Genomic DNA, 24,300 nt, shown 5'->3' with positions numbered 1-24,300 from the left:
ATATTCAAGTTTGTACTAGAAGAAACAAGGTCGTTGTTGAGTTTGATTTTTTCAGCAAAATCGATTTTCACCTCCATAGTCACCTTGCCATTTTTTTCTTCATCATTATACTTAGTAACTTGTTCCTTGGCATAAGCCAAAGGATCATCTGTAATCTTTAGCAGTTCAGAATGTTTACCAATTCTAGCGATATTCTTTGTTGTGGTTTTATTACCGTTACGGTAGCCCTTTTGCACAAAGTAGGTTGGGTCTTTTGATTTCTTATCATAATTTAATTTCATAGCCTATTATATCACAATATACAACTCCGTACAACATATAAAACTGAAAAATTTGACAAAAAAATAAGCCTTAAAGGCCTAAATACAGCATTCTATAAAAAAATATCATTTACAAGTGTCGAAAACCCGCGTGTGGCAAAAATATGACGAAATGGCATAAAAGTAAGGTGGATTAATTTCTAATTTGAACACTTGCAGAATATAGAATAAAAATGTATTTTTGTAAATTTGCAGGGTACTTCTTCAAAATTGCCTAGCAAAACCGTAGGAATTGTGATATAATGTATAAGTGTTATATATTTAACACAAATAGAAATTTAGAAAGATAAAGGGGTAATTAAAATGAAAAAGTATATTGGATTAGTAGTTGTATTAACACTATTGGTGTCAATGTTTGCTGGCTGTACGAAGAAAGAAGAAACACCTACAGCACCTGCTGAAACAACACCTGAAAGCACTGAACCTGCTGCGGCAACAGATGCTGTGACAACTGCATCTGTCGTAACTGAAGGACCAGCACTTATAAGCGCATTGAGTGCGGATGGTGCTTGGCTTGCTGCCACTTTAAATGACATCACGTTGACAGAAGATTTAGTGGTTGAAGGCGAATTTATGAATAAAGATAAAATCGCTAGAAAATTGGCACCTTATACTCAAGATGCTGAACACAACATCACAGCTTCTTTTACAATCACTGCACCTAGAATGATTGTCAAAAGCGAAAACTTCAAATTCCAAGGTGGTACCTTTATTGGAGATATCTATGTGGAAGCTAATGGATTCCAAGTTGCTACGGCAACAGTAAAAGGTAATATCTACTATGCAACTGAAGCTTATATGCAATCTGCTGTGATTAGTGAAGATAGCAATATTGAAAATGCACAAATAGGTGGTATGGCTGCTGAAGCAACAGATGCTGTAACGACGGCATCAATCGTAACAGATGGTCCAGCACTTATAAACGCATTAAGCGCTAAGGGGACATGGCTTGCCGCTACATTAAATAACATCACGTTAACTGAAGATTTAGTAGTTGAAGGCGAATTTACAAACAAAGATAAAATTGCTAGAAAACTAGCACCTTATACTCAAGATGCTGATCATAATATAACAGGTTCTTTTATAATCAGAGCACCTAAGATGATCGTAAAAAGTGAAAACTTCAAGTTTCAAGGTGGCACATTTGTTGGTGATATCTATGTAGAAGCTAATGGCTTCCAACTTTCAACAGCAACTGTAGATGGTAATGTTTACTATGCGTCTCAAGCTATTATGGACTCTGCAGTTCTTGCAGAGGATGCTGTGGTAACTGGTGTAAAAGAAGTAAAATAAGCAAGTAGAATACAAACTGAATATAATCAGATCAATAAAACATGGATGCTTAAAAGTGTCCATGTTTTATTTTATTTATACAACAAAATAAAGTATTTGTGGAATATGTTGACAACGGTGCTTTGGTCCTATAAAATGTTACATATAATTATTACATTTATTTCATTACATAAGTTATACGAAAAAAAAGTTATATTACACTTCATGAGACTCATGAGATGAGATTGTTTTTTCGTTGGCAAGTAGAGATGAGTGGAAAGTTAAAAGACACTACTTGAAAGGAACTCAAAGCCAATGAACGAAACGCATCAGGAACCTATCTTAAAGACCCTAAAAAGCCTCATCATAGTGGCTGGACTCAACAATATCTACATGGACTATGATCAAATCGTACATCAATTTGCCCTTGAAGGTGAATTGTCAGATCAAACGCTATTGCGCATTTCAAAACAATATGGCTTAAAAGCTAAATTTCACAACTATAGTAAATCTAACATTGAAAAAATCCCCTTACCTGCGTTACTACAATTTAATGAGGGCACTTATGTGGTATTAGCACAATTCAGAGATGACAAGGTCTTGTATTTAGATCCAGATCATCCAGCGCCTAAAATCATGTCAAAAGATCAATTTCTTCTAGAAATAACGGGAAAAGCTTTATTGATGGCAGATCGTAAATTCCTAAATAGAGAGGTGGTCTTTGGTCTTAAATGGTTTATTCCCACGATTATCAAATTTAAAAAATCTTTTGCAGAAGTCCTCATAGGCGCTTTTACCCTTCAACTTCTAGGGCTAGGTGCACCCTTGGTCACTCAGGTGATCATCGATAAAGTGCTGATGCACAAGAGCTTTTCTACACTGAATGTGTTGATGATCGGCCTCTTACTCATCGCCTTTTTTGAAATGGTACTGGGCATCGCTAAGAACTATGTGTTCACACATTCTACCAATAGGATTGACGTCATTTTAAGTGCACGGTTATTTAACCATCTCTTCAGACTGCCCCTTAAATACTTCGAAAGTAGACGCGTCGGGGATACCATCGCACGTGTCAGGGAAGTGGAGAACATCAGGCGTTTTCTAACAGGTGCACCACTATCCAGTGTACTGGATGTGATGTTTATCGCCGTGTATCTCTTTGTGATGTGGCTTTACAGTGCCACACTGACGAAGATCGTCTTACTGACATTACCCTTATTTATTTTATTATCCATCATCGTAACGCCCCTGTTTAAAGCAAGGCTTCAAGACAAGTTTACATATGGGGCTGAGTCGCAGTCCTTTCTAGTGGAAGCCGTTTCAGGGGTTCAAACGATCAAATCATTTGCCCTTGAGCCTCTATCTCAAAAAAGATGGGAAGATAAAATCTCCCAATTCACCACAGCTTCTTTTAAAACGACAATCCTAGCGGGAAACGCAGGGGCGATCGGACAGTTTATTCAAAGAGGCATGGATTTAGCCATCCTCTGGACAGGTGCGCATTTAGTGATGAGTAACACCATCAGTATAGGTCAATTAATTGCATTTAGAATGCTATCGGGTAGGGTCAGTGGGCCCATTCTTCGTATCGTTCAGATGTGGCAGGATTTTCAACAAACCAGCGTTTCAATAGAGCGCCTAGGCGATATCTTTAACACGAAACCAGAACCCAGCACGGATGGACAGAAAGTTAAATTACCTGCAATCATCGGTGATATCAGTTTTCAAAATGTGACTTTCAGATATCGAATCGATGGACAAGAAATTATAAGAGATTTATCCGTGAATATAAAAGCAGGCACCACTGTGGGCATTGTCGGCAGAAGTGGTTCGGGTAAGAGCACGCTATCAAAGCTTGTACAACGGCTATATTTGCCAGAGAAAGGTAAAATACTCATCGATGGCGTGGATATTTCCATGGCAGATCCTTCATGGCTGAGACGACAAATCGGCGTGGTTTTACAAGAGAATTTCTTGTTCTCTGGAACGGTTAAAGACAATATCTGCATACATCACCCCACGGCGTCTATGGAATCTATAATCGAAGTGGCAAAGGTGGCAGGTGCACACGAGTTTATACTTGAACTTCAAGAAGGCTATGATACACAAGTGGGTGAAAAGGGCACGGCACTCTCTGGTGGACAACGCCAGCGAATTGCCATTGCCAGAGCACTTTTAACAAATCCGAGAATATTGATCTTCGATGAGGCTACCTCTGCACTGGATTATGAATCCGAGCGCATTATTCAAAAGAATCTTTCTAAGATCTGTCAAGGTCGGACGGTGCTCATCATAGCGCATAGACTCTCGACGATCCAAGGGGCTGATGGCATCATGGTGGTCGAGAAAGGTAAAATCGTGGAAATGGGCACGCATCAGAACTTATTAACGCGAAAAGGCTTATATCATTATCTTTTTAATCAGCAAATAAATGACGAAAGGATGGTGTAATCCATGAAAAAGAGAGAAGAACAACTACAAAAGGCATTTTTGCCCTCAGCACTTGAAATCATTGAAACACCACCGTCACCCATAGGTTGGATGACCATATGGATTATCTTTTTAATCATCGTGATCGGGATCATCTGGTCTATACTTGGGCAAGTGGATGAAGTGGCCATCGCTACAGGCAGGGTGATTCCAGATGGCAAAGTGAAGGTGATCCAAACGCCCGAAAGTGGTGTGATCATCAGTATGCCCATTGAGGATGGTGAACGCGTTGAGAAAGGTCAAATCTTGGTGGAACTTGACAACACCATGTCACATATAGATGAAAAAATATCTTTACAAGAATATGACAATTTAAAGCTTGAGAAAATGATCCTCGAAAAGGAACTAGAGGGTGAAATGCCAGATCAGATTTCAATAGAAGCAACTTTATCGAATCAAGACAGTTCTTTTATCAAGCACTTTGTTGATTTTAGAATGCAATCACTCAGTACATTAGAGAGTCGAATTCAGATTTTAAAAATGCAAAAGGCCTCAGCAGAAAGTGATTACAATGCTTCAATTTCTAATTACAACGTTACAGAAAAGAAAATCGTCATCTTGGAGAGGGCAGTTAAGGATTTAAAAGCCCTTTTTGAAACAGGAAGCGCTTCTTCATATGATTATCAAGCCAAAGTGGATGAACTGGATATGACCAAGCAACAACTTCAAAGTTTAATTTATACAACGGAGAGTACCCTTGATAAAATTAAGCAAAGTGAAGCCAGTATCTACAACGAAGAGAAGGCCTATAGAGAATCACTCCTCAACTTGATCGTTCAAAAGGAGAAAGAGATTTTTGAAGCAGAAGGGGTGATGCATAAAGCTAAAAATATAGAGGCCATGCACACTATCGTTTCACCTGTGAGTGGCCAAATCAATGGCCTAGGTTCAAATACCATCGGCAGTGTGATCACCGCATCAAGTCCGATTATGACCATAGTGCCAAGTGATACCCCGCTCATCATAGAGGGCAATGTTGCCAATGTGGATATTGGGTTCATCGAAGTGGGGCAAAAGGTAGATATCAAAGTGGATACATTCCCTTTTCAAAGATATGGCGTCATAGAAGGCGAAATTACCTTCATAAGTCCAGATGCCTACCAAGATGAAAACATCGGCTATTATTATAAGATCAAAGTGAAACCGTATAAAGAGTCTCTGGCGATCAATGGCAAAGAAATGCACTTAAGTTCTGGGATGACCACGAAGATAGAAGTCAAGACAGGGAAACGTCGTATCATAGAATTCTTCCTGCCAGCGGCGGATTATATTAAGGAGAGTTTTGAGCTGAGGTAATTAGGAAGGAGTTGAACCTTTATTGAAAAGATCTATTAAAATAACCAGCATAATTGTAACCATAAGCATAATATCATGGCTATTGATCTCGTGTTATAACCATGAATCGAAGCTGGATAAAATCAAAAAGAACATGCTGGCTTATATGGAGGAAAATTACGGGAAAGAGTTTGTCTTAGAAACCCCAAGGCGCCAAAGTAATACAGGATTTGGATATGTGCAACATGTGGCAAAGGGCTATCTAAAAGATGACCCTGAATTTAAAATTGTTATCACATGGGATGAAAACACCAATGAGTACAATGATTCTTATCTCGGGACGAAGTGGACAAAGCAGGGCAAAGAGGTGATGACAGAAAAGCTAAAGGCAGTTTATGGGGATGATTTTCTTATAGATGATTTCAAATTGTACTTTAGCGATAAAGCGTATAAGGATTTGAATTACGAGGACATAATAAATAAATATGCTTATAGAATGAGTATAGATCTAGCTTACTCAGTTTATTTAAATGGCGACTTAGATCGAAATTATGAAGCTGAAAGAGTTTATAAGATTCTTAAGGAAAATTTTATAGATATAGATCCAACGAAAGACCTTCAATATTTTTTTGTAGTTCTATATATTAAAAAAGGAGAAGAAGAATCTTTAAAAGAGCTTTATTCTAATACAGAAGAGTGGAGTGGAGAAAGAGGTCCAAGTAGTCTTTATGAAAAGGGCATATTGGAAGATTGGATTCGAATAAGTTATTCAAAAGGACTAGATGTACAAATACAGAGACCGCCAGATATAGAAAAGAAATTCAGGATTTTTTATAACATAACATCAGATTGAGGAGGATAAATATATGTCAATTCATTTAACTGAGGAACAGTACTTAGCGTTAAGTAAATTATCGTATTTAGATTTTACAAATGAAATAGATTTTACTAAAAACTTCAAGGATCATACATTAAAATACACGGCTGATAGACTATTAGAGATAGATCAAAACACAAAACAGCCAAGAATCTACAATTTAGTTGGCACCAGAACCCCTGGGGGATTATCGAAAGAAGAATTTAAGACGTTATTAGAAGAAATTTCATCTGCTCCCAAGTACAGTGCGCTGAGCACTCTTAAAATGGAAGGCTTTTCAAATCAAAATGATACAAATGGATTTGTGGGCTATGCATTTAGAGATAGCAGTTCAGGGGATACCGTATTTGCTTTTAGGGGTTCAGAAGCGGATCCCAATATTGATGAGAATGGCAATAGGTTGGCTGACTGGATAGATAATATTGTAGGCTACGCTATAAACAATGAATCTATGCAATTTGATAAGGTAGAAGAATTTATCCATGCACATGGAGGCACAGGCGATATTTATGTTACAGGGCATTCGAAAGGTGGTGCTAATGCAATGTATGCTTGCGCTGCAATCGATGGTGTCCAAGGGGCTGCTTTTGATGCACCTGGTATAGGTGAATGTTTAACTTTAGAGCAAGCAACTAGGTTAAGTAAAAGTAACCTGACAAATTTTGTTGCAAAATATGATATAGTTGGCGCTGCGTTATTTCACCCTGAGCGGGTTCAATATTGTAAGCAATGGCTTCAATTTCGTGCATCGGGAAAGACCATTGATGGTTTCATAGGGTTTAACGGTCATTACCCACAAGCATTAAAGTTTGATAGTAATGGAAATACGATACCAGTTACTCAAAGCGTTTGGGGCATATGTGCAGGTAACGCATCAAGAAGCTTATGGTATAAAAAAGAAGTTGAATTAGGAAGTGGAATGTCGAACTCATTACAACAATTGCTTACGGAGATTGGTTGTATAGAAGCGGTTGGAGATCTTAATAATCAAGTGAATCATATGTTTGATAGTCTTATTGAACTATATAAATATCAAGAAAAAGAGTTTGAAAAAGAGTATTTGGATTTGATATCACAATTAATAGTACCATTAAGATCGTCATTAAAAGCTACATCTGAGTCATTTTATGGAGAGATTACGGATATCTTTGACGACTCTATGGATGTACATGCTGCTCCGCGTAGAATTGACCCAATTGTTTTAGATTTAGATGGAGATGGTATTGAAACTACAAATTTAATAGAAGGTACATATTTTGATTTAGACAAAAATAATTTTTCAGAAAAAATCGGGTGGATCAAAGCAGATGACGGCATACTCGTTATGGATAGAAACGGTGATGGCATTATAAATGATGGCGGTGAGTTTTTTGGAGATCAGACGGTTCTAAAAGATGGAACGATAGCTCTAAACGGTTATGAGGCCCTAAGTGAATTAGATGAAAATCAAGATTGAATCATTGATGCTTTAGATCAAAACTATAATAACTTACGCGTATGGAAAGATACAAATCAAGATGGCTATTCTTCTGAAGATGAATTGTTTTCACTTGAGCAAGTGGGTGTTAAGTCATTGAATTTATCGTATAGAACCACTAATGTGACGGATTCAACTGGGAATACAAATACTCGTCTAGGGACTTATGTTAAAGAAGACGGAACAATTCTATCTATGGGTGAGTTTTTATTGCAAAGAGATGTAGCCAATACATTAGATGATACAACGCTTGAATTCTCAACTGAAATACTTGATATGCCTGAAGTTGCAGGATTCGGTAATGAAGCATCATGGGTGTCCGACACCTAAAAGGAAGTTTAGTTCAAATCTTATCCTTGAAAGCATGATAAAAACATATGAATCAATTTTAATCAAATACATATGATTACTCAAATTAGCATAATGATCAAAGCACATAATAAATGAGTATGAAATATAAAAAACATTAGGAGGTATACATGACGGATGAACAAAAGCAAAATATTTTTAAAACCATACGAATAAGCATTATGGTAATAGCCGTAATCATCATATGCTCAAGAGTATGGCAATTCACACAAGCTTTACGATCCCAAGACTCTTTATACACAACCGACGAAGGCTTTGGTGTCAGCGGCTTGGTGGATCGTGCAGAAGATGTGGCAGATGCTCAGGTAGATGAATCACTAGTGAAATACACGAAGGATATCAACTGGGAATACGGTGATCCAAGTCTTTATTACGAGGACTTTAGTGACATCGAAAAGGCACTTGATGAAAAATCAAATGAAATAACAGAAGCTTATTTTAAACCTAAAGTAGATTTCCCTTTCTACTTTAAAACGAAAAATCAATATTATCTACCAGTGCTTAAAGAAATAAGAGATGGCAAGATCAGTATGGAGGAGGCACTGGAAGATCCTGCTAGAACGATTCGGATACTCTCATTTGATATGTACTACTGGGTGACAAATCCAGATAGACAGAATTTTGCGTATAATGATATTGCAAGCGAATATTATATTATTCAAAGAACAAAAGGAATTAATGGTTGTTTTTATAAGTTTTATTGCGTTATAGATGAAAATATCAATTTTAAGGAGATAGAAGAGAGTCAAAATGCTGAAAGCCCAATTCAATATCTTATTGATAATAACGCAAAGCTATATACAAGAGTAATGTCGGATAACATGGATGGCTATTTTTGTTATTATGATGATAATGGATTGGGCAATTTTTTAAAGAATAAGTACAATCAAGAATTTAAACCAGCCTTTTTTGAATATAGCTTTAAAGAAGACCGAGCAAAATATTATTATTCAGTATCAGATCCCAGCCTAAAATTCGCCGCAACAGATTATGGCGATTTATATCTTGCCGTTTTAGCCCAACGTGCTATGTATGAAGAAATTGATAAAATCATAGAGGAAGAAGGATATGGTGGACAGATTGCGCATATGTCCATACCAAATAAAGATAATTTAGAAATGGGTGATGAAAACAAACACTATGATATGAGTCAAAAATATGATAATCGGACGATTGTCAATGAGGTATACGACGGGGGCTATGATACAAGTTTGCTACTTTTATTAGAAGAGAAAGAAGAAATAGATTATGCTAAACTTCAAAAGATAAGTGCAAGGATACAAGATTTATTCTATACCAATGTTGCAGAAGATGAGGAAATTTGGTATCGTTCTGAACTTTTTATCTACTTTTATACATTGCCAAAGATTGAGCAGAAGATTGTCGTCGATTTATTTAGGAGAGATATGATTACAGAGACCTTTTTTAGAGGAATGACAGAGAGTATTGCAGATATTTATGTCAACATGTATATCGTCAGAGTAGAGACAGAAGGCTTTCATTATTTGGATGTGAGAGCGAAGAAAACAGAATTTTTTTTAGATCCCCTTGGAGATTTTGAAACTCTAATGTCTTTATCTAAAAGAGATTTTGAAGATAGATTTAAAACAACACGATTGATCTATTAAAGAGAGACGAATTAAAAAAATAGGAGGATGAATAAAATGGTAGTTACGAGCGAAAAAATAATTTTAGGAAATCTTGAAGGGAAATTAGAGGACATTAATTTAATTCTGAAAAATGAATTAAAATATGATCCATCTAACCCCAACCTCTACACCTATAAAAGCATAGGAGTAAATGTCTTTGACATTAAATACATCAGAGAAGATTTGAGAGCTGAAATTCAAGATAGCGGGCGCACATTAGAAGCGGAATTCAGTTATTTATCTGGATTGTATGAAACAGAATGTAAGGTATTAAATATATCAGATTGGATACGCCCTGATAGTACAGATATGGATGCTGATGGAAGATACCTGAGAGTAGATAGAATGATGGATGCAATTCATTTAATTAAAAAAGACGGTACGAAGACAAAAGATGAAAAGTCGATAATAATCAAAGAAATAATTCAAGTACAGACGCATACAACTTGGCTGAATATGGAGGATGCTGTAGTTAAAATTAATTCACTTTATGATAACGTGTACTCTAAACTCATTGAAGCAGAAGCTAAATATGAAGCTACATCGGGTAAACTTGTCGGAATTTATAAAAACAACGGAGAGACTTTAGAAATTGACACTAAAATAGTAGTAGATGAAATAACGGGTGAGGTATCTCACGTAAAAAAAGAAACACCCCTACACATCTTAGAGTTTGCATACATTCCAGATGCTCAGCTGGATACATCGCGTGAAACCATAGGTATTCTTCAAGACATGGTTATAAGTGGCGGTATTACAGGGTACTTATCCAGATTAAGAAGAATTAATCTAAACACGATTAATGGAGATTTAAAAACTGTGCTGAGTAAGAGTATTAATAAAACGGCTAGCTTATTAAGTAAACTTGATGATAATTTAGTTGGTGCCGAAGTTTATTTAGCATCTAATGTAACATCCCATTTTACGGATAGTGATCGCAAACTGCTTAATGATAACATAGAAACTTTATATGGCGCCATTAATTTAAATGGTATTTCAAAAGAAGATGGAATGCAAATTAAAGTACTTCAAAATATTATGAGTTTTCTATCTATTTTTGCCCCTGCGACGATACCAATTGGCATGGTAAGTTCAGGTCTTGTTGGTCTTGTTGGATTAGGATTGAAAACACAGCAGTCCGGAGAACTTGGTGTTGCTGAATTAAACCGATTTATGGACTCCAATTCTAGTGTGTTGCCTGACCTTCCAACTGAAATTGACACGACCTTAGATTATGGTTTTGACAACGTTGTAGCAGATGGCACAAAAAATAATATTGTTTATGGCAATGGAAGAAGGAATGAGATCGCTGTAGTTGGTGGAAACGACAATGAACTCTACGGCGAAGGCGGAGATGATATACTCATAGGGAGTGATTTTAAGAAGAAATATTCAACGGTCATTTCCAATGGAAAAGACAAGATTGTGGGTGGCTCTGGAAATGATACTATAGATGGTGGTTCGGGTGATGATCATTTAATCGGAGGGAAAGGTCGAGATCAATATATTTTCAAGGGATCGCATGGTGATGATATCATTGAAGAACAATTTGAGTTTAATATGGGGAAACCTGATGGCGTAGAAGGTGAAATTGTTGTAGATGAGCTCAACAGCATGAAACGCGTGAAAGCTGACTTAATACTTTATACAAATGATGATTCAAGTATTACCATAAAAGATTATTTCTTGGATGGGACTAAGGGATTTCCTACTGCATTTCAATCTGATATCTTGTTAGATGGGGAATCATTAGCGGACCTCGTTGAATATGACAATATTGCGACAGATATCTATGGTACATATAAATCTGAAACAATTGATTCTAGAACGGATAATAAATTGTTTGGCCCTCTAACGCCTCATACCATCTATACATTGAGAGGTTTGGGCGGTAACGATCACCTAAATGGAGCTACATGTGAAGACGTACTAATAGGTGGTGAAGGTGATGACACTCTAGAGGGAAAAGCTGGTAACGATACTTACATTTATGAAAGAGGCGATGGAAACGATACAATAAAAGAATTTGAGGATTTTTCAGATAGTGGTGTAAAAGGTGTAAAATATAAAAATTTGGGAGAAGATACCCTATCCATAAATGTATCAATCCAAGATCTAATTATAGACAAAGAGGGTGAAGACCTGATTTTTAGATTTAAGAATAGTACAAGCGATTCTATAAGGGTTTTAAAATACTATGCAGATGACAATAAAGCGTATTTTGATGATGCTAAAAAGCCTATTGAAAAGCTTAAAATTGGGAGGAAGACTTATGATATAAGTAAGGACCTTTCAGCTGTTCAAGAACTGACTGAAATAGAAAAAGCCTATTGTATTGTCAATTTGGATGGGACTAAAACGCCGTTAGATTATCCGAGTGTTTACATTAAGCTTGATGGAGATGTTTTAGATTTTAAATATACGCCATATAACAAGAATGGGCATACGATGGTATCTGTAAAAGAATTTGCTGATAAAGTTTGTCCTGGGACTGTTGTTCAATGGAATGATGAAGAAAAGAGAGCCACAATTGTCTATAAAGGCAGTATTAGTTGGATTGATTATGATGATAATATAGTTAATCCAGAAGGAGAAGATGCATCTGTTAAAGGAATAGAGGAGAAAATGCATGTGGCACCAGATATGGTTCAAGAAGTGGGGACTGAAGATCATAAACTTATGGCACATGTGGGGGTGTTAAGTAAGATTTTTAATTTAAATATAAGTTGGGATGGTGAAAATAATACTGCTATATTGAAAAAACGTGATTCAGATGATGGATATTATCAACAGGGCGATGATGGTGATGATACTTTGTATGCAGGAGATACAGGCACTTTTATAGAAGGTGGTAATGGGAACGATCTTATCCATGGCGGAAAAGGAAGGGATACCCTATTCGGAGGACAGGGGAATGACGAAATATATGGACATGAGGGTGATGATTATTTAGATGGCGATGAAAATTATGGCGTCGAAGAGGGCGGAAATGATATCCTTCATGGTGGAGATGGGAATGATTTGTTACAGGGAGACAATGGTGATGATATCCTATATGGGGATGATGGGGAAGATACTTTATATGGATGTGCCGGTGACGATACTCTATACGGTGGTGAAGGCAATGACCGTTTATATGGGGATAACTCTTCTAATGATAGCGGAAATAATACTTTATATGGTGGTGAAGGTGATGATCAAATATTTGGATTCTCAGGTGAGGATACTCTATATGGAGGCGAAGGAAACGATTCATTCTGGGGTAGTGAAGGTGACGATATCTTACATGGCAATGGTGGTGATGACTACTTATTTGGAGGCGAAGGAAACGATATCATATATGGAGACGAAGGTGATGAGTGGATGAGTGGCGATAGCGGTGATGATGAATTATATGGTGGTTTAGGTAATGATGAATTACATGGCTGGTCAGGAAATAACATACTATATGGCGGAGAGGGAGATGATATATTTAATAGTGGAGTAGGAAATGATATCTTAATAGGCGGCAATAGTAAAGATGATATTAAAAATAGTGGCAATGATGAATATCGTTTTTATAAAACTTATGGTGTTGATATCATTTACGATTCTAATTTGGACACTGATAATAAAGATATAATAATGTTAGGTCAACTGAAGGTTGAAGATGTTCAATTGAGACGCAATATGTCAAACTTAGAGGTTCTTATAAAGGGAACTGAAGACAAAATAATCGTGGATCGACATTTTGTGAAAGAGGAGATCACTATAGAAAACGAAGTTCAGTACATCAATCATAAAATTGAAGAAATTCATTTCAAGGTATATGATGATGAAGGTTTACATGAAATCATATGGAAAGAAGCTGATATAGAGGAAGCACTTAAACATATCAATGGTACTGATTCAGATGAAACCCTTGATGGTTATGATGGAGATGAAGAACTAAAAGGTTATGGCGGAAATGACATACTTAATGGAAATGCAGGTAATGATTCATTATCTGGAGGAAAAGGTAATGACACATTAAATGGAGGAACTGGTAATGATGTGTATGAGTTTGAGATAAATGATGGGCACGATACGATTTATGAAGATGATTCATTACTTGAAAATAGAGATGACATCAAAATTTCAGATGACTCTAAAAATATTTATTTTAAAAGAGAAGGTAGCGACTTAACCATAAAATATGGTCCTGATGATGACCATATTAGAGTAAATGCATGGTTTAATGACGCATCGCATCAAATTGAAAGAATTTTTGATTCGAATTCAAATGTAATTTTAAATACACAAATCAATCAACTGATAGAGGAAATGTCTGGATTTCCAATGGACGGTTACGTTTCGTGGGAAAATTTTAATGAATCTAGTAGTAACAATCCTGATAATAATTTTTTCCCCACAATAGCGTCAGCGTATAATTAAAACCCAAAAAGCATCACGATGACCAAAACCCCCATCGTGATGCTTCTTATTTTCCTTTTCTAATCATCTATCACTCACTATTGATGCTTCAAATCCTTCTCGTTAAAAACCTCGCAAGATTTCAAAATAGCCGTTTTCAAACTACTCTCGACCGTTTCTGCTGCAGAGATCAAAGCAGAATCACCCAGTAAGCCGATCAGTGAAGTCGGTCTAGGCATCCCCACATAAATATCCCCATGGTCTTCATAGACAATGATCTTACAAGGTAAGAAAAACCCAGCTTCATGGTTGGTGTTTAAAACATCCAGTGCTTGCTTTGGATTACAGACCTCAAGAATCGTATACTGTCTATCATAATCCAAACCCTTTTCAACGAGCTTGCCTTTTAAGTCAAATGTCCATAAAACACCGAATTGCTGTTCTTTTAAGCTTTCCACTAGATCTTCAATCGTATCTTCAAAAGATTTATGCGATTGAATTTTATAATTGACATTCATAAGAGCCACCTATAAATAAACGTTTTCTTAAAGTACGTCATTTAGGAGTATACCCAGATTATAGAACTTGAATTATGTTTCAAGTTGTTCCCTTTAAGTTTTTGTATTATAAATAGCAAATATGATTTTGAATAAACTTATTTCTGAAAACTAAACCGATTGATTTTCATCTGAATAAAGGCTTCAACAGCCTCCATACGCTTAGCATCTTTCTCTGTGAGGATCGTGTAGGCCACGCCCATATTGCCTGCTCTGCCTGTTCTACCGATCCGGTGCACATAGTTTTCGGCATCATCGGGTAGATTGTAGTTAAACACATGTGAGACACCTTCCACATCAAGGCCACGTGCGGCAACATCAGTTGCCACGAGATATTGAATCTCATCGTTACGAAAGGCATTCATAACCACTTCTCTTTTAGCCTGCGTTAAATCGCCGTGAAGCGGTTCGATGCTATAGCCTTTTTCTTTAAGGGCTTCATAAAGGGATTGTGTGCCGCGACGACTTCTACAGAAAATGATCGCCTTTTGAGGATAGGTTTGTTTGAGTAAAGTCACAAAATCATCTATTTTACGTCTACCAGAAGTTTCTAAGATAAATTGCTCGATGGCATCCAGTGTGATCGTGGCTTTTGGAGCCACCACAGTTTTAGGCGATTTCAAATAACGCGCTGAGAACTGATCTACCGTATCGCCTATCGTTGCAGAAAAGCAAAGTGTCTGATGTGCATCGGGTATATAAGAAAAGATCTCATCTAAATCTTGCTTAAAGCCGATATGAAAGAGTTGATCGGCTTCATCCACAATAACGGTTTTTAATCTTGAAAAATCAATACTCCCACGTCTTAAATGATCTAAGACTCTCCCAGGTGTACCGATTACAAGATGAATTCTACTTTTTAGCTTATGAAGCTGCGCAAGGACATCTTGACCACCGTATGCAGCAAGAGCAGTCACTGGGATGATTTCTGAAAGCAAATCTGCCACAGTACGTATTTGAATGGCGAGCTCACGCGTAGGCGCGATGACCAAAGCCTGTATATGATCTTCTTCTAGATGGATTTGTTGAAAAATAGGGATTAGGAAGGCTAAGGTCTTTCCAGTTCCCGTTTGAGCCTCAGCGATAAGATCATGTCCTTTTAGAATTAACGGGATGCTTAGCGCTTGTATAGGCGTTGGATCGATGATGTTTTGAGTTGATAGGGCATAGACCAGATCACCCTTAACACCGAGTTTATAAAATGACACTTGAGACCTCTTTCTTTTATATAGCGTTTTTTATTAAAGTCACGATTGTAGATACATCAGATCATTATATCAGATAATGGGAACATTAAAAGAATAAATTTTATAAAAACATCAAAAAAGTTTGACAAGCCTTTCTATGCATGATATCATTAGTTGTTGCTTAAATTAGTAGTAAAGAATTTAACTGGGTATTTTATTGTATAGTATGATCCTAATTAAAGTTATTTGTTGCAAAGATTTAAGGAAAAAAAAATTAGGAGGTACACGTTATGATGAACGGTACAGTAAAATGGTTTAACTCAGATAAAGGTTTTGGTTTTATTACAGGAGAAGATGGTAGAGATGTGTTCGCACATTACTCACAAATTAACTCTGATGGTTTTAGAACATTAGAAGAAGGACAAGCAGTAACTTTCGAAGTTGCTCAAGGCCCTAAAGGTCCTCAAGCTGAGAACATCGCTATCGTAAGATAGTTATATGATAAAGCCCTGTGTGAATGCACAGGGCTTTTTTTAATGCCTTTTGGTAATTCGATTGATGTTCAACCTTTATGAAATAAAAAACTCGAGGCAGACACAAGCCTCGAGATTCTTTATTTCTGATGTTCTTTATTTCTGATGTTCATGGGTAGATTTGGAAACACTGACACCCAGTCTACCTTCAATATCTTTGAGCATATCTTCATCTTTAGGCGTTACAAAAGTAATCGCCATACCATCTTCGCCCATTCTACCTGTTCTGCCCACACGATGTACATAGATTTCGACGCTTTCAGGCATATCGTAGTTGTAGATGTGCGTAATACCAGTGACATCAATTCCTCTTGAAGCAACGTCAGTCGTTATGAGATATTGAAACTTGGCATCTTTGAATTGACGCATGATGCGCTGTCTTTTGTTTTGAGTGATATCACTGTGTAGTTTTTCGCAGGTGTATTTTAAGCGTTTCATTTCAGATTCGAGTTTGTCGGCTCTGACCTTTGTCCTGCAGAAGATAATGCCTAGAAAAGGATTGGTCTCATCCAGTGCTTTTAATAAAGCTTCCATTTTCCAACGATCTGAAACCATGACCACTTGTTGCTCAATGACATCTAAAGGCTTGGTGTCTGAATGCGCACTTAGAATCACGGGGTTTTTCATATACTTGTAGGCAAGTTTTTTGACTTTAGCATCAATTGTAGCTGAAAAGCAGAGAATCTGTGCTTTAAATTTACCGATATATATGATTTTATCGATGTCATTTCTAAAACCCATTACGAGCATTTGATCTGCCTCATCAAGGACGAAAGTCGTTACTTTGGAAAGGTCAATCGTTTCACGGTCTAAGTGATCCATCAACCTTCCAGGTGTTGCAATGATCATGTGAACGGTATGATTTAATTTTTTAAACTGACTTTGAAGATCTTGTCCGCCATAGATGGAGAGCACATTGATGCCAAGATCATCGGTTAGCTTTTTAGCTTCTTCGGTGATCTGAATCGCAAGTTCTCTCGTTGGGACGAGAACAAGTGCTTGAATAACGGGTGAAAGGATATCAATATTTTGTAGAATAGGTAATAAAAAAGCGAAGGTCTTTCCAGAACCCGTTTGTGCTTCGGCGATGACATCGCTCTGTTTTAATATTTCTGGAATGGCGATAGTCTGTATAGGTGTAGGCGTTGTAATCCCTATTTTTTTGAGTTTACTAGACCATGAGGGGTCTAAACCAAGTGTTTCAAAATTGCTCATAGTGACCTCAGTTTCTGTATTTGTTTTTTAACTTGATAAGCATATCATATATGAAGACTTAGTCAAGGTGAATTTGACGTATATCCATTTTACTGGTAAAATATGAAGAAGGTATACTTTTTAAAATCATTAAGGAAAAAAAGGAGCACATTTATGAAAAAGAGTGGTAGAACACCATTGTTGAGAGCACGACAAATAGAAAAAGTATTGGATGTAGGTGAAATATACATTAAATTAGAGGGTTCAAATCCAACAGGACATAAATATGATCGAGTGGGTGAAATCGTAATTAGAGATGCAATCGCAAGGGGGTATGATTGTGTTTTAGTAAATGGTTCTGTTAATTATATCAAGTCTTTGCTTTACTTTGCAACGTTGAGTGAAGTGAAAATACTTGTGCCGCAATTTAAAAATGAGATGTGGAAAGTAAAACATTTTAAGCTTGAAATGCTTATGGCGTTGAAGAATCATATGAGAAAAGATCAACTTGTCATTTTGAAAGAAATTGCACTGGAATCTCATTATTATCTGGCTGTAGAAGGACATATGAAAACACAGCTGAGCAAGACGGCACTTGAAGAAATTTCAGAAGAAATTGTGAACCGCCTTGAGCATAATGTAACGACGATTTACACGCAGCTCAACTATGGTTACACCTTCACAAGTATCTACAGTGTCTTGCTAAAACACTGGATTGATGGTAAATTTGTTCAAATTCCAAATATTGTTTGTGGGACGCCTAAAATCGGTGAAGCCTACATTGAGGATGAAGCCAATTCGAAAGAACTTTCAAAGTGGGATCCTGTGGATGAAAAGCTACTGGCAGATTTAAAAAAATCTGTATGGGAAACCAATGGTAAACTTATCGCCATAGAAGTGGATGAACTCAATGAAAGCGTTAAACTTCTACGAAGACTTGAGCATTTAAAAGTGACGACCAATGAAGCATATGCCTTTGCGGCTTTTTATAGACAAGCCAAGCTTGGTGAGGTTCAAAAGGGACGACATGTCATCATACTCAACGAGGGTAGAAGTGATGTTAAGATTGAAAACATCAATGATTTTGAAGAAGTGTCTAAGAAAGAACTGGTTGAGTACACACGGCAGTGGCTCGCACAGTATTCAGATTCTTCTTTAGAAACTGAAGATGCGATTCAAAACGCCAGTGAAAGAGGTTTTATATTGTTGGCATCGAGAAATGGCGAGTATGAAGGCATTTGTATCGTGGTAAACTTGGGATTCAAAGATTTTATTCCAACATATCATTTGGCTTATATTGGCACACAAAAGGGTAGTAAAGGTCGAGGAGTCGGTACAGAACTGATCCAAAGAGCTTTGGATTTAACTTCGGAAAACTTATCCCTCCATGTGGATTTAGACAACAAAGGGGCAAAAAAGCTTTATGAAAAATTAGGATTTAAGCATAAATACAATCGGATGATCTTTCATAAAGAATAAAGCTTAGTCAATGATTTTAACTTGAATTTCCGTGATATAAAGATTCGGATCACTTGAAATAAAATGGTCAATGAGGACGCGTTCAAGTGCATATGAATCAAGCTCTAAATGGTTGTGTTCAGCAAATTGAATGAGTTTTTTATAATTTTGTGGCGCATCAAAGTGATCTCCTTTGAAATAGAGCGTAAGCCAACGACCGCTAGGCAGTTCCGAAATTAACTTAGAGTTAGGGTCATAACCTTCTGAAAGATCAAGGTATAATCCGGTGAATTCAGTGGGGTGTCTTTGATCCAGTCTTGAAAGCGCTACAAAAAACCCAATATCTCCAATAAAAAGACTGGGTGGCATATCGTCTGCCCTTTCAAATTTGAGCATGGCAATCTCCCAGTCAAGTGGTTCATGAATGGCTTCGTCGAGTCTGAGAATGGATCGCCTCGGGAGTGTTTTAACAGTGATTTTATCAATGTCATCTAACTGATGAATATAAGCTAAAGATTGCATTCTTTTTTCCAACCTTTTTTCTAAAAATTCGAGATGCTTCATTTTAAGTCTTGTTTGATCGAGTTGGTTTTCAAGCACATTGAGATAATTCTCCAAAGTACGATTTTCAAGGTGTAATTTTATTTCGTTAATGGAAATGTCTAAGTGCCTTAAATAGCGGATCAACCTAAGTTCTTCTATTTTTTCGATCGTATAATAACGATAACCGTTTTCTAATTGACCAGAGGGCTTAAAGAGACCGATTTGATCATAATAGCGGATATTTCGAGTGGACACACCGACGATTTCGGAAAGTTCTTTGACAGACAGTTGTAATTTCATTACGGACCTCCTCGTAGTTAGCCTTATTGTAACATAACGCGCTTGACTTTACACCTACTGTAAGGTTTATGATGGTCCTAATACAAAAGGAGGCGAAAGATGAAATATACTGTTGATCCGTGGATTTTCGAATGTAATCCCAATATAATTTTTGCAATTGTCATTGGCAAGGGATTGAAGAATTCTGAAACGAGTGAATCCGATACCTTAAAGTTAGAAGCTGCAGAGCATTTGCTCAGAGAACGTGTTTCAATGGATGTCATCAAAACACATCCAGATTTTTTAGTGTATCGTGAAGCGTTGACTAACGTAGGGATTAATCCTAACAAATTTATGAACTCAGTGGAAGCGATGGGCAAAAGGGTGATCAAAGGCGATCGGTTGCCAAGAATAAATGCGCTTGTTGACCTGTGCAATAAATTATCATTAGAAAATGTCATCTCCTTAGGGGGGCATGATCTCGCTGATATAGAGGATGACCTTATGGTTAGAAAGACAATAGAGGGAGATGAATTTCTGCCCTTTGGAAGTGAGTTGTTTGAGCAAGTACCTCCTGGTGAAGTGGTTTTCACAAGTGGCAGTAAGATTCAAACGAGACAATGGCTCTGGCGTCAAAGTGAACTGGGGAAGATGACTCTGGAGACTAAAGCGGTGTTTTTTCAGTTAGTGGGGTTTAAAGGTGAGCACCTTCATAAAATTCAAGGGACTGTTAAAGCGCTAGAGCATTTAATTGAGGATCGGTTTGAAGGCGCATATGAAACTTTTTACGTTGATGCAAATCATAATGAAATTGAATTTGATTACTGAGTAAAAGGATAAGCGCCATTTTAAAATAATGAATTTATTATTTTAAAATGGCGCTTTTGTGTCTGATAAGGCATTTTTTTAATTCAAGGTGGCTAAACTTTAAATATCGCGTTATAATAATACGTGTCATTTGAGGTAAAGGAGAAATGTGATGCGATTAAAGCAGTCGGATAAAATGCAGTTTTTTAAGGCAGCACTTGTGACTATTTTGCTAAGTGAAATGTACTTCTATCCATTTGGTGGCCATTTTAGGTTTTCAGCTGGGATTATTGTACTCAATTTAATTTATCTGCTTTACAATCAATTTTCATGTATAAAACTTGCGCTTTTATCTGGCAGTGCCATCATTCTATTGAGGATAGCGTGGGCATTAATCGTTACTGGCAGTACAGTTCAAGTTGCATTTTTAAGTCATATGCCCTCGCTGATTTTTTATGTGGTCTTTGGCGTTTTTCATGAATGGAGAAAGACGGCACATGATAAATTTCATATTTTAATGCAGTTATTGATTTTTGCAGGGATAGATGGACTTGCCAATATTGCCGAAATGACCCTCCGAGGGGCGAACTCGTATCGCATGATCCAACTGATATTTTTGGTCAGTGTGATTCGAATAGTCATCGCCTATGGTCTTTATTTGGTGATTAAAGCCAATGAACTCTATATCAGAAGTTCAGAACATCAAAAGCGATATGCGCAGCTCAATGTTTTGGTTTCCAATATTCAGACAGAATTGTTTTATCTGAATAAATCTCAAAAGGATATTGAAACGATCATGAGCGAGAGCTTTAGTTTGTACCAATCTCTTGCCAATCAACCTGAATATGCAGATCGAGCGCTGGAAATTTCTAGAAATGTGCATGAGGTTAAAAAGGATTATTCAAGAGTCTTAGCGGGATTTAACAGTTTTATAACAGGATTTGAAAAAGAAGACTCCATGAGGTTAAAAGATGCTTTGATGATCATCAAGGCGAATACGGAAAAATTAGTACGAGAGCTCAAAAAAGAGCACTGGATAGACTTAATTATATCAAGTCAAGCAGATTTTAGTTTAAAAAATTATTACGCACTTTTCACGATTATCAATAATCTGATTATAAATAGTATTGAAGCCACCACGGCACCAGTGCAAATAAGTGTCAAAGCATACAGTGATCTCAATTGGATTTATTTTAGTGTGACGGATAATGGCAAGGGGATAGAACCAGATTTAATGCCCTATCTTTTTAATCCTGGGTTTACGACTAAGTTTGATCTAGAAACGGGTAAGGCCTCTACTGGAATGGGTTTATCTCATGTGAGGAGCACGCTTGATAGTTTACAAGGCGTTCTTGAGTTTAGCTCTGTGCCACATGAACGCACTGAATTTTTAATCCAAATTCCAAAAAATCAGCTGATAAGGAGTCCAATAAATGAAGACTATAATGATAATTGATGATGATCCTTCTATTGTAAAGATGCTCTCTATGATTATTGAAGACAATGCACTTGGGAAAATTTCGGCAACGCTTGGAAGTGGTGAGTACGCTGTGGATGAAGTCTTGTTCTACAAACCCGATATTTTATTGATTGATCTATTGTTACCTGTAAAGGATGGCATAAAGATTATACAGAGTTTAAAAGCAAAACAATATTCAGGCAAATTTATTATGATCTCACAAGTTGAAGATGAGCAGATGATATCTAAGGCTTACAAAGAGGGGACACTTTTCTATATTTCTAAACCGATTAATGCAGATGAAGTCGCGAGTCTTTTGAGAGAAGTATCAAGAGTCATTGATTTAGAACAATCCGTGGCCATAATACAAGGTGCACTAATGCCACTTGCGAAAGAGAATACTGTCGATAAAAAGGTCGATATTTATGCTAGAATGAATTCAATACTGGTTGAACTCGGGATTTCTTCGGAATCTGGTATTGAGGATTTAAAATCCGTTTTGCTTGATGTTTTGAAGCAAAAAAGTATGAGCGCTGAGGGCACTTATCAACTTCAACAGAGCTATGAGCATATTGCCAGAGGTCAAAATGCAAGAACGGTTGAACAACGTATCAGAAGAGTGATAAGCAAAGCGTTTATGTATCTTGTGGAAATGGGTTATGACGATCTCTACCACCCTGTCTTTCAAGAATATGCGAGTCTTTTATTTGATTTAAAACAAATTAAGATGGAAATTCGCAGAATTGATGATCAAAATAAACCCAAAGGAAAAGTCAATATTAAGAGATTTATCGAGGGTGTCCTTGCAATTATGAATAAAATTCAATAATTCAGATAAATTAGAAGGGAATCAGCATCAAAAGTTGTAACGACTTGTTACAATTTGTAGCACCTCCATACAATATAAAAGGAATGTGTAAGCATTCAAAAAAATTTTATGGGGGAAAAAAATGATTGTAAAATTAACAATGATTCAAATGGCGGCATTATCTGTTGTAGTTCTATTTGTAGGACAATTTCTCAAGAAAAAATGTCATATTTTAGAGAAATACTGTATTCCATCACCCGTCGTTGGGGGCGTAGTATTTGCACTACTGACTTTGATCTTAAAAGTTTCTGGTATACTGGAATTTGAAATGGATACAACTTTACAGAGCTTTTTTATGATTACTTTTTTTACGACCGTTGGATTTACAGCATCTCTTAAAATGCTTAAAAATGGTGGGAAAGATGTTCTTTTATTTTTAATGCTGGCGGTTGTATTGGTGATTTTTCAAGATTTAATTGGGGTTGGACTCGCTAAAATTTTTAATCTCAATCCCTTAATTGGACTTTCAACAGGCTCTGTTCCAATGACTGGCGGTCATGGCACTTCAGGTTCTTTCGCACCTAAGTTTGAAGAACTCGGTGCAATCGGGGCAACGACTGTGGCGATGGCTTCTGCTACATTTGGTTTAATTGCAGGTAGTACGATTGGTGGCCCTATAGCAAACAGCTTGATTAATCGTTATGCATTACATCGTGAGCATCCAAATCACAATGAATCCAGTAATGTCTCGATATCTGAAACCCCTGAAGTATCCTCGGCTACATTTCTATCGGGCGCTTCTGCCATTTTAATTGCCATGGGTCTTGGTACGATATTGTCGATGCTATTAGAAAAGACCGGAATGACTTTTCCGCCTTATATCGGCGCAATGTTTGCAGCAGCTATTATCAGAAACATCGTGGATGCAAGTGAAAAAATGACGCTAAAGACATTTGAAATTGATATTATTGGCAATGTCTCTTTATCCTTATTTTTGTCAATGGCTTTAATGGGCTTAAAACTATGGCAATTGGCGGATTTAGCATTACCGCTAGTGGTTATGTTAATGGCGCAAGTTCTTTTCATGGCATTCTTTGCTTATTTTATCACTTTTAATATTATGGGCAGAAATTATGATGCGGCAGTTTTGGCAGCTGGTCATTGTGGTTTTGGCATGGGAGCAACACCAAATGCAATTGCCAATATGGAAGTTATATCAGCAAAATATGGCTTTAGCTACAAAGCATTCTTTATTTTGCCTTTGGTGGGCAGTTTGTTCATCGATTTCGTAAATGCAGGCGTGATTACGTTTTTCGTAAATCTTTTCTAATCGTGTCATTCTGAAATAGGGATT

18 protein-coding genes and 1 pseudogene are annotated in these 24,300 nt (G+C 36.9%); 14 read left to right on the top strand and 5 right to left on the bottom strand.

Annotated elements, in window-relative coordinates; translation table 11 throughout:
- Nucleotides 1-281 (bottom strand): annotated as a pseudogene (locus F3D3_RS09430) (transposase); the annotation flags it as partial.
- A 342-nt stretch (nucleotides 282-623) separates the two neighbouring features.
- On the opposite strand from F3D3_RS09430, the gene F3D3_RS24090 reads away from it, so the two are divergent.
- From F3D3_RS24090 to F3D3_RS09390, 8 genes are all read left to right on the top strand, one after another.
- Nucleotides 624-1,613: a polymer-forming cytoskeletal protein gene (locus F3D3_RS24090; protein ID WP_069873321.1), complete on the top strand. Its 990-nt coding sequence runs from the start codon at nucleotides 624-626 to the stop codon at nucleotides 1,611-1,613.
- 294 nt (nucleotides 1,614-1,907) lie between these two features.
- On the top strand, nucleotides 1,908-4,043 hold the full coding sequence (locus F3D3_RS09420) for a type I secretion system permease/ATPase (protein WP_069873319.1): 2,136 nt from the start codon (nucleotides 1,908-1,910) through the stop codon (nucleotides 4,041-4,043).
- 3 nt (nucleotides 4,044-4,046) lie between these two features.
- Entirely contained in the window at nucleotides 4,047-5,378 is a 1,332-nt protein-coding gene (locus tag F3D3_RS09415; RefSeq protein ID WP_069873317.1) for an HlyD family type I secretion periplasmic adaptor subunit, read from the top strand.
- A gap of 22 nt (nucleotides 5,379-5,400) precedes the next feature.
- Nucleotides 5,401-6,210, top strand: a complete 810-nt coding sequence (locus F3D3_RS09410) for a hypothetical protein (protein ID WP_069873315.1) — start codon at nucleotides 5,401-5,403, stop codon at nucleotides 6,208-6,210.
- 13 nt (nucleotides 6,211-6,223) lie between these two features.
- On the top strand, nucleotides 6,224-7,690 hold the full coding sequence (locus tag F3D3_RS09405; protein WP_069873313.1) for an Mbeg1-like protein: 1,467 nt from the start codon (nucleotides 6,224-6,226) through the stop codon (nucleotides 7,688-7,690).
- Between the two features lie 117 nt (nucleotides 7,691-7,807).
- On the top strand, nucleotides 7,808-8,041 hold the full coding sequence (locus F3D3_RS09400; protein ID WP_139132056.1) for a hypothetical protein: 234 nt from the start codon (nucleotides 7,808-7,810) through the stop codon (nucleotides 8,039-8,041).
- A gap of 149 nt (nucleotides 8,042-8,190) precedes the next feature.
- Nucleotides 8,191-9,708 carry a hypothetical protein gene (locus tag F3D3_RS09395; protein WP_069873309.1) on the top strand — a complete coding sequence of 506 codons (1,518 nt, stop codon included), beginning with the start codon at nucleotides 8,191-8,193 and terminating at the stop codon, nucleotides 9,706-9,708.
- A gap of 27 nt (nucleotides 9,709-9,735) precedes the next feature.
- The gene (locus F3D3_RS09390) at nucleotides 9,736-14,142 is read left to right on the top strand and encodes a stalk domain-containing protein (RefSeq protein ID WP_084388926.1); all 4,407 of its coding nucleotides are present in this window, start codon (nucleotides 9,736-9,738) and stop codon (nucleotides 14,140-14,142) included.
- A 77-nt stretch (nucleotides 14,143-14,219) separates the two neighbouring features.
- On the opposite strand, the gene F3D3_RS09385 is transcribed toward F3D3_RS09390, so the two are convergent.
- Together F3D3_RS09385 and F3D3_RS09380 are read right to left on the bottom strand one after the other, a co-directional pair.
- On the bottom strand, nucleotides 14,220-14,639 hold the full coding sequence (locus F3D3_RS09385) for a DUF302 domain-containing protein (RefSeq protein WP_069873304.1): 420 nt from the start codon (nucleotides 14,637-14,639) through the stop codon (nucleotides 14,220-14,222).
- Between the two features lie 137 nt (nucleotides 14,640-14,776).
- Nucleotides 14,777-15,886: a DEAD/DEAH box helicase gene (locus tag F3D3_RS09380; protein WP_069873302.1), complete on the bottom strand. Its 1,110-nt coding sequence runs from the start codon at nucleotides 15,884-15,886 to the stop codon at nucleotides 14,777-14,779.
- A 272-nt stretch (nucleotides 15,887-16,158) separates the two neighbouring features.
- On the opposite strand from F3D3_RS09380, the gene F3D3_RS09375 reads away from it, so the two are divergent.
- Entirely contained in the window at nucleotides 16,159-16,359 is a 201-nt protein-coding gene (locus F3D3_RS09375; RefSeq protein ID WP_069873347.1) for a cold-shock protein, read from the top strand.
- Nucleotides 16,360-16,494: 135 nt separating this feature from the next.
- Here F3D3_RS09375 and F3D3_RS09370 read toward each other — a convergent pair whose 3' ends face one another.
- A complete protein-coding gene (locus tag F3D3_RS09370) occupies nucleotides 16,495-17,613 on the bottom strand; it encodes a DEAD/DEAH box helicase (RefSeq protein ID WP_069873300.1) in 1,119 nt (372 codons plus the stop codon).
- Between the two features lie 153 nt (nucleotides 17,614-17,766).
- On the opposite strand from F3D3_RS09370, the gene F3D3_RS09365 reads away from it, so the two are divergent.
- A complete protein-coding gene (locus F3D3_RS09365; protein ID WP_069873298.1) occupies nucleotides 17,767-19,071 on the top strand; it encodes a pyridoxal-phosphate dependent enzyme in 1,305 nt (434 codons plus the stop codon).
- Between the two features lie 3 nt (nucleotides 19,072-19,074).
- Here the strand turns inward: F3D3_RS09365 and F3D3_RS09360 are convergent, their stop codons facing one another.
- On the bottom strand, nucleotides 19,075-19,893 hold the full coding sequence (locus F3D3_RS09360) for a MerR family transcriptional regulator (protein ID WP_069873296.1): 819 nt from the start codon (nucleotides 19,891-19,893) through the stop codon (nucleotides 19,075-19,077).
- 99 nt (nucleotides 19,894-19,992) lie between these two features.
- Here F3D3_RS09360 and F3D3_RS09355 point away from each other — a divergent pair, with 99 nt between their 5' ends.
- The 4 genes from F3D3_RS09355 (at nucleotide 19,993) to gltS (ending at nucleotide 24,276) form a co-directional block, all read left to right on the top strand.
- Nucleotides 19,993-20,700, top strand: a complete 708-nt coding sequence (locus tag F3D3_RS09355; protein ID WP_069873293.1) for a B3/4 domain-containing protein — start codon at nucleotides 19,993-19,995, stop codon at nucleotides 20,698-20,700.
- Nucleotides 20,701-20,851: 151 nt separating this feature from the next.
- Nucleotides 20,852-22,135, top strand: a complete 1,284-nt coding sequence (locus F3D3_RS09350; RefSeq protein WP_069873291.1) for an ATP-binding protein — start codon at nucleotides 20,852-20,854, stop codon at nucleotides 22,133-22,135.
- The gene (locus F3D3_RS09345) at nucleotides 22,113-22,967 is read left to right on the top strand and encodes a DNA-binding domain-containing protein (protein ID WP_069873290.1); all 855 of its coding nucleotides are present in this window, start codon (nucleotides 22,113-22,115) and stop codon (nucleotides 22,965-22,967) included. Before F3D3_RS09350 ends, F3D3_RS09345 begins: the two co-directional genes overlap by 23 nt.
- Before the next feature lie 121 nt (nucleotides 22,968-23,088).
- Nucleotides 23,089-24,276 carry a sodium/glutamate symporter gene (gltS, locus tag F3D3_RS09340; protein WP_069873288.1) on the top strand — a complete coding sequence of 396 codons (1,188 nt, stop codon included), beginning with the start codon at nucleotides 23,089-23,091 and terminating at the stop codon, nucleotides 24,274-24,276.
- Nucleotides 24,277-24,300: the final 24 nt, after the last annotated feature.

The organism is Fusibacter sp. 3D3, from assembly GCF_001748365.1.
Taxonomy (GTDB): Bacteria; Bacillota; Clostridia; order Peptostreptococcales; family Acidaminobacteraceae; genus Fusibacter_A.
This window is presented reverse-complemented; position numbering and strand designations above follow the sequence as displayed.

What these genes read in the sequence shown, in the direction of transcription:
- F3D3_RS24090 (WP_069873321.1), top strand. Translation starts at nt 624, where the DNA reads ATGAAAAAGTATATTGGATTAGTAGTTGTATTAACACTATTGGTGTCA.
- F3D3_RS09420 (WP_069873319.1), top strand. Translation starts at nt 1,908, where the DNA reads ATGAACGAAACGCATCAGGAACCTATCTTAAAGACCCTAAAAAGCCTC.
- F3D3_RS09415 (WP_069873317.1), top strand. Translation starts at nt 4,047, where the DNA reads ATGAAAAAGAGAGAAGAACAACTACAAAAGGCATTTTTGCCCTCAGCA.
- F3D3_RS09405 (WP_069873313.1), top strand. Translation starts at nt 6,224, where the DNA reads ATGTCAATTCATTTAACTGAGGAACAGTACTTAGCGTTAAGTAAATTA.
- F3D3_RS09395 (WP_069873309.1), top strand. Translation starts at nt 8,191, where the DNA reads ATGACGGATGAACAAAAGCAAAATATTTTTAAAACCATACGAATAAGC.
- F3D3_RS09390 (WP_084388926.1), top strand. Translation starts at nt 9,736, where the DNA reads ATGAATAAAATGGTAGTTACGAGCGAAAAAATAATTTTAGGAAATCTT.
- F3D3_RS09385 (WP_069873304.1), bottom strand. Translation starts at nt 14,639, where the DNA reads ATGAATGTCAATTATAAAATTCAATCGCATAAATCTTTTGAAGATACG.
- F3D3_RS09375 (WP_069873347.1), top strand. Translation starts at nt 16,159, where the DNA reads ATGAACGGTACAGTAAAATGGTTTAACTCAGATAAAGGTTTTGGTTTT.
- F3D3_RS09370 (WP_069873300.1), bottom strand. Translation starts at nt 17,613, where the DNA reads ATGAGCAATTTTGAAACACTTGGTTTAGACCCCTCATGGTCTAGTAAA.
- F3D3_RS09365 (WP_069873298.1), top strand. Translation starts at nt 17,767, where the DNA reads ATGAAAAAGAGTGGTAGAACACCATTGTTGAGAGCACGACAAATAGAA.
- F3D3_RS09360 (WP_069873296.1), bottom strand. Translation starts at nt 19,893, where the DNA reads ATGAAATTACAACTGTCTGTCAAAGAACTTTCCGAAATCGTCGGTGTG.
- F3D3_RS09355 (WP_069873293.1), top strand. Translation starts at nt 19,993, where the DNA reads ATGAAATATACTGTTGATCCGTGGATTTTCGAATGTAATCCCAATATA.
- F3D3_RS09350 (WP_069873291.1), top strand. Translation starts at nt 20,852, where the DNA reads ATGCGATTAAAGCAGTCGGATAAAATGCAGTTTTTTAAGGCAGCACTT.
- F3D3_RS09345 (WP_069873290.1), top strand. Translation starts at nt 22,113, where the DNA reads ATGAAGACTATAATGATAATTGATGATGATCCTTCTATTGTAAAGATG.
- gltS (WP_069873288.1), top strand. Translation starts at nt 23,089, where the DNA reads ATGATTGTAAAATTAACAATGATTCAAATGGCGGCATTATCTGTTGTA.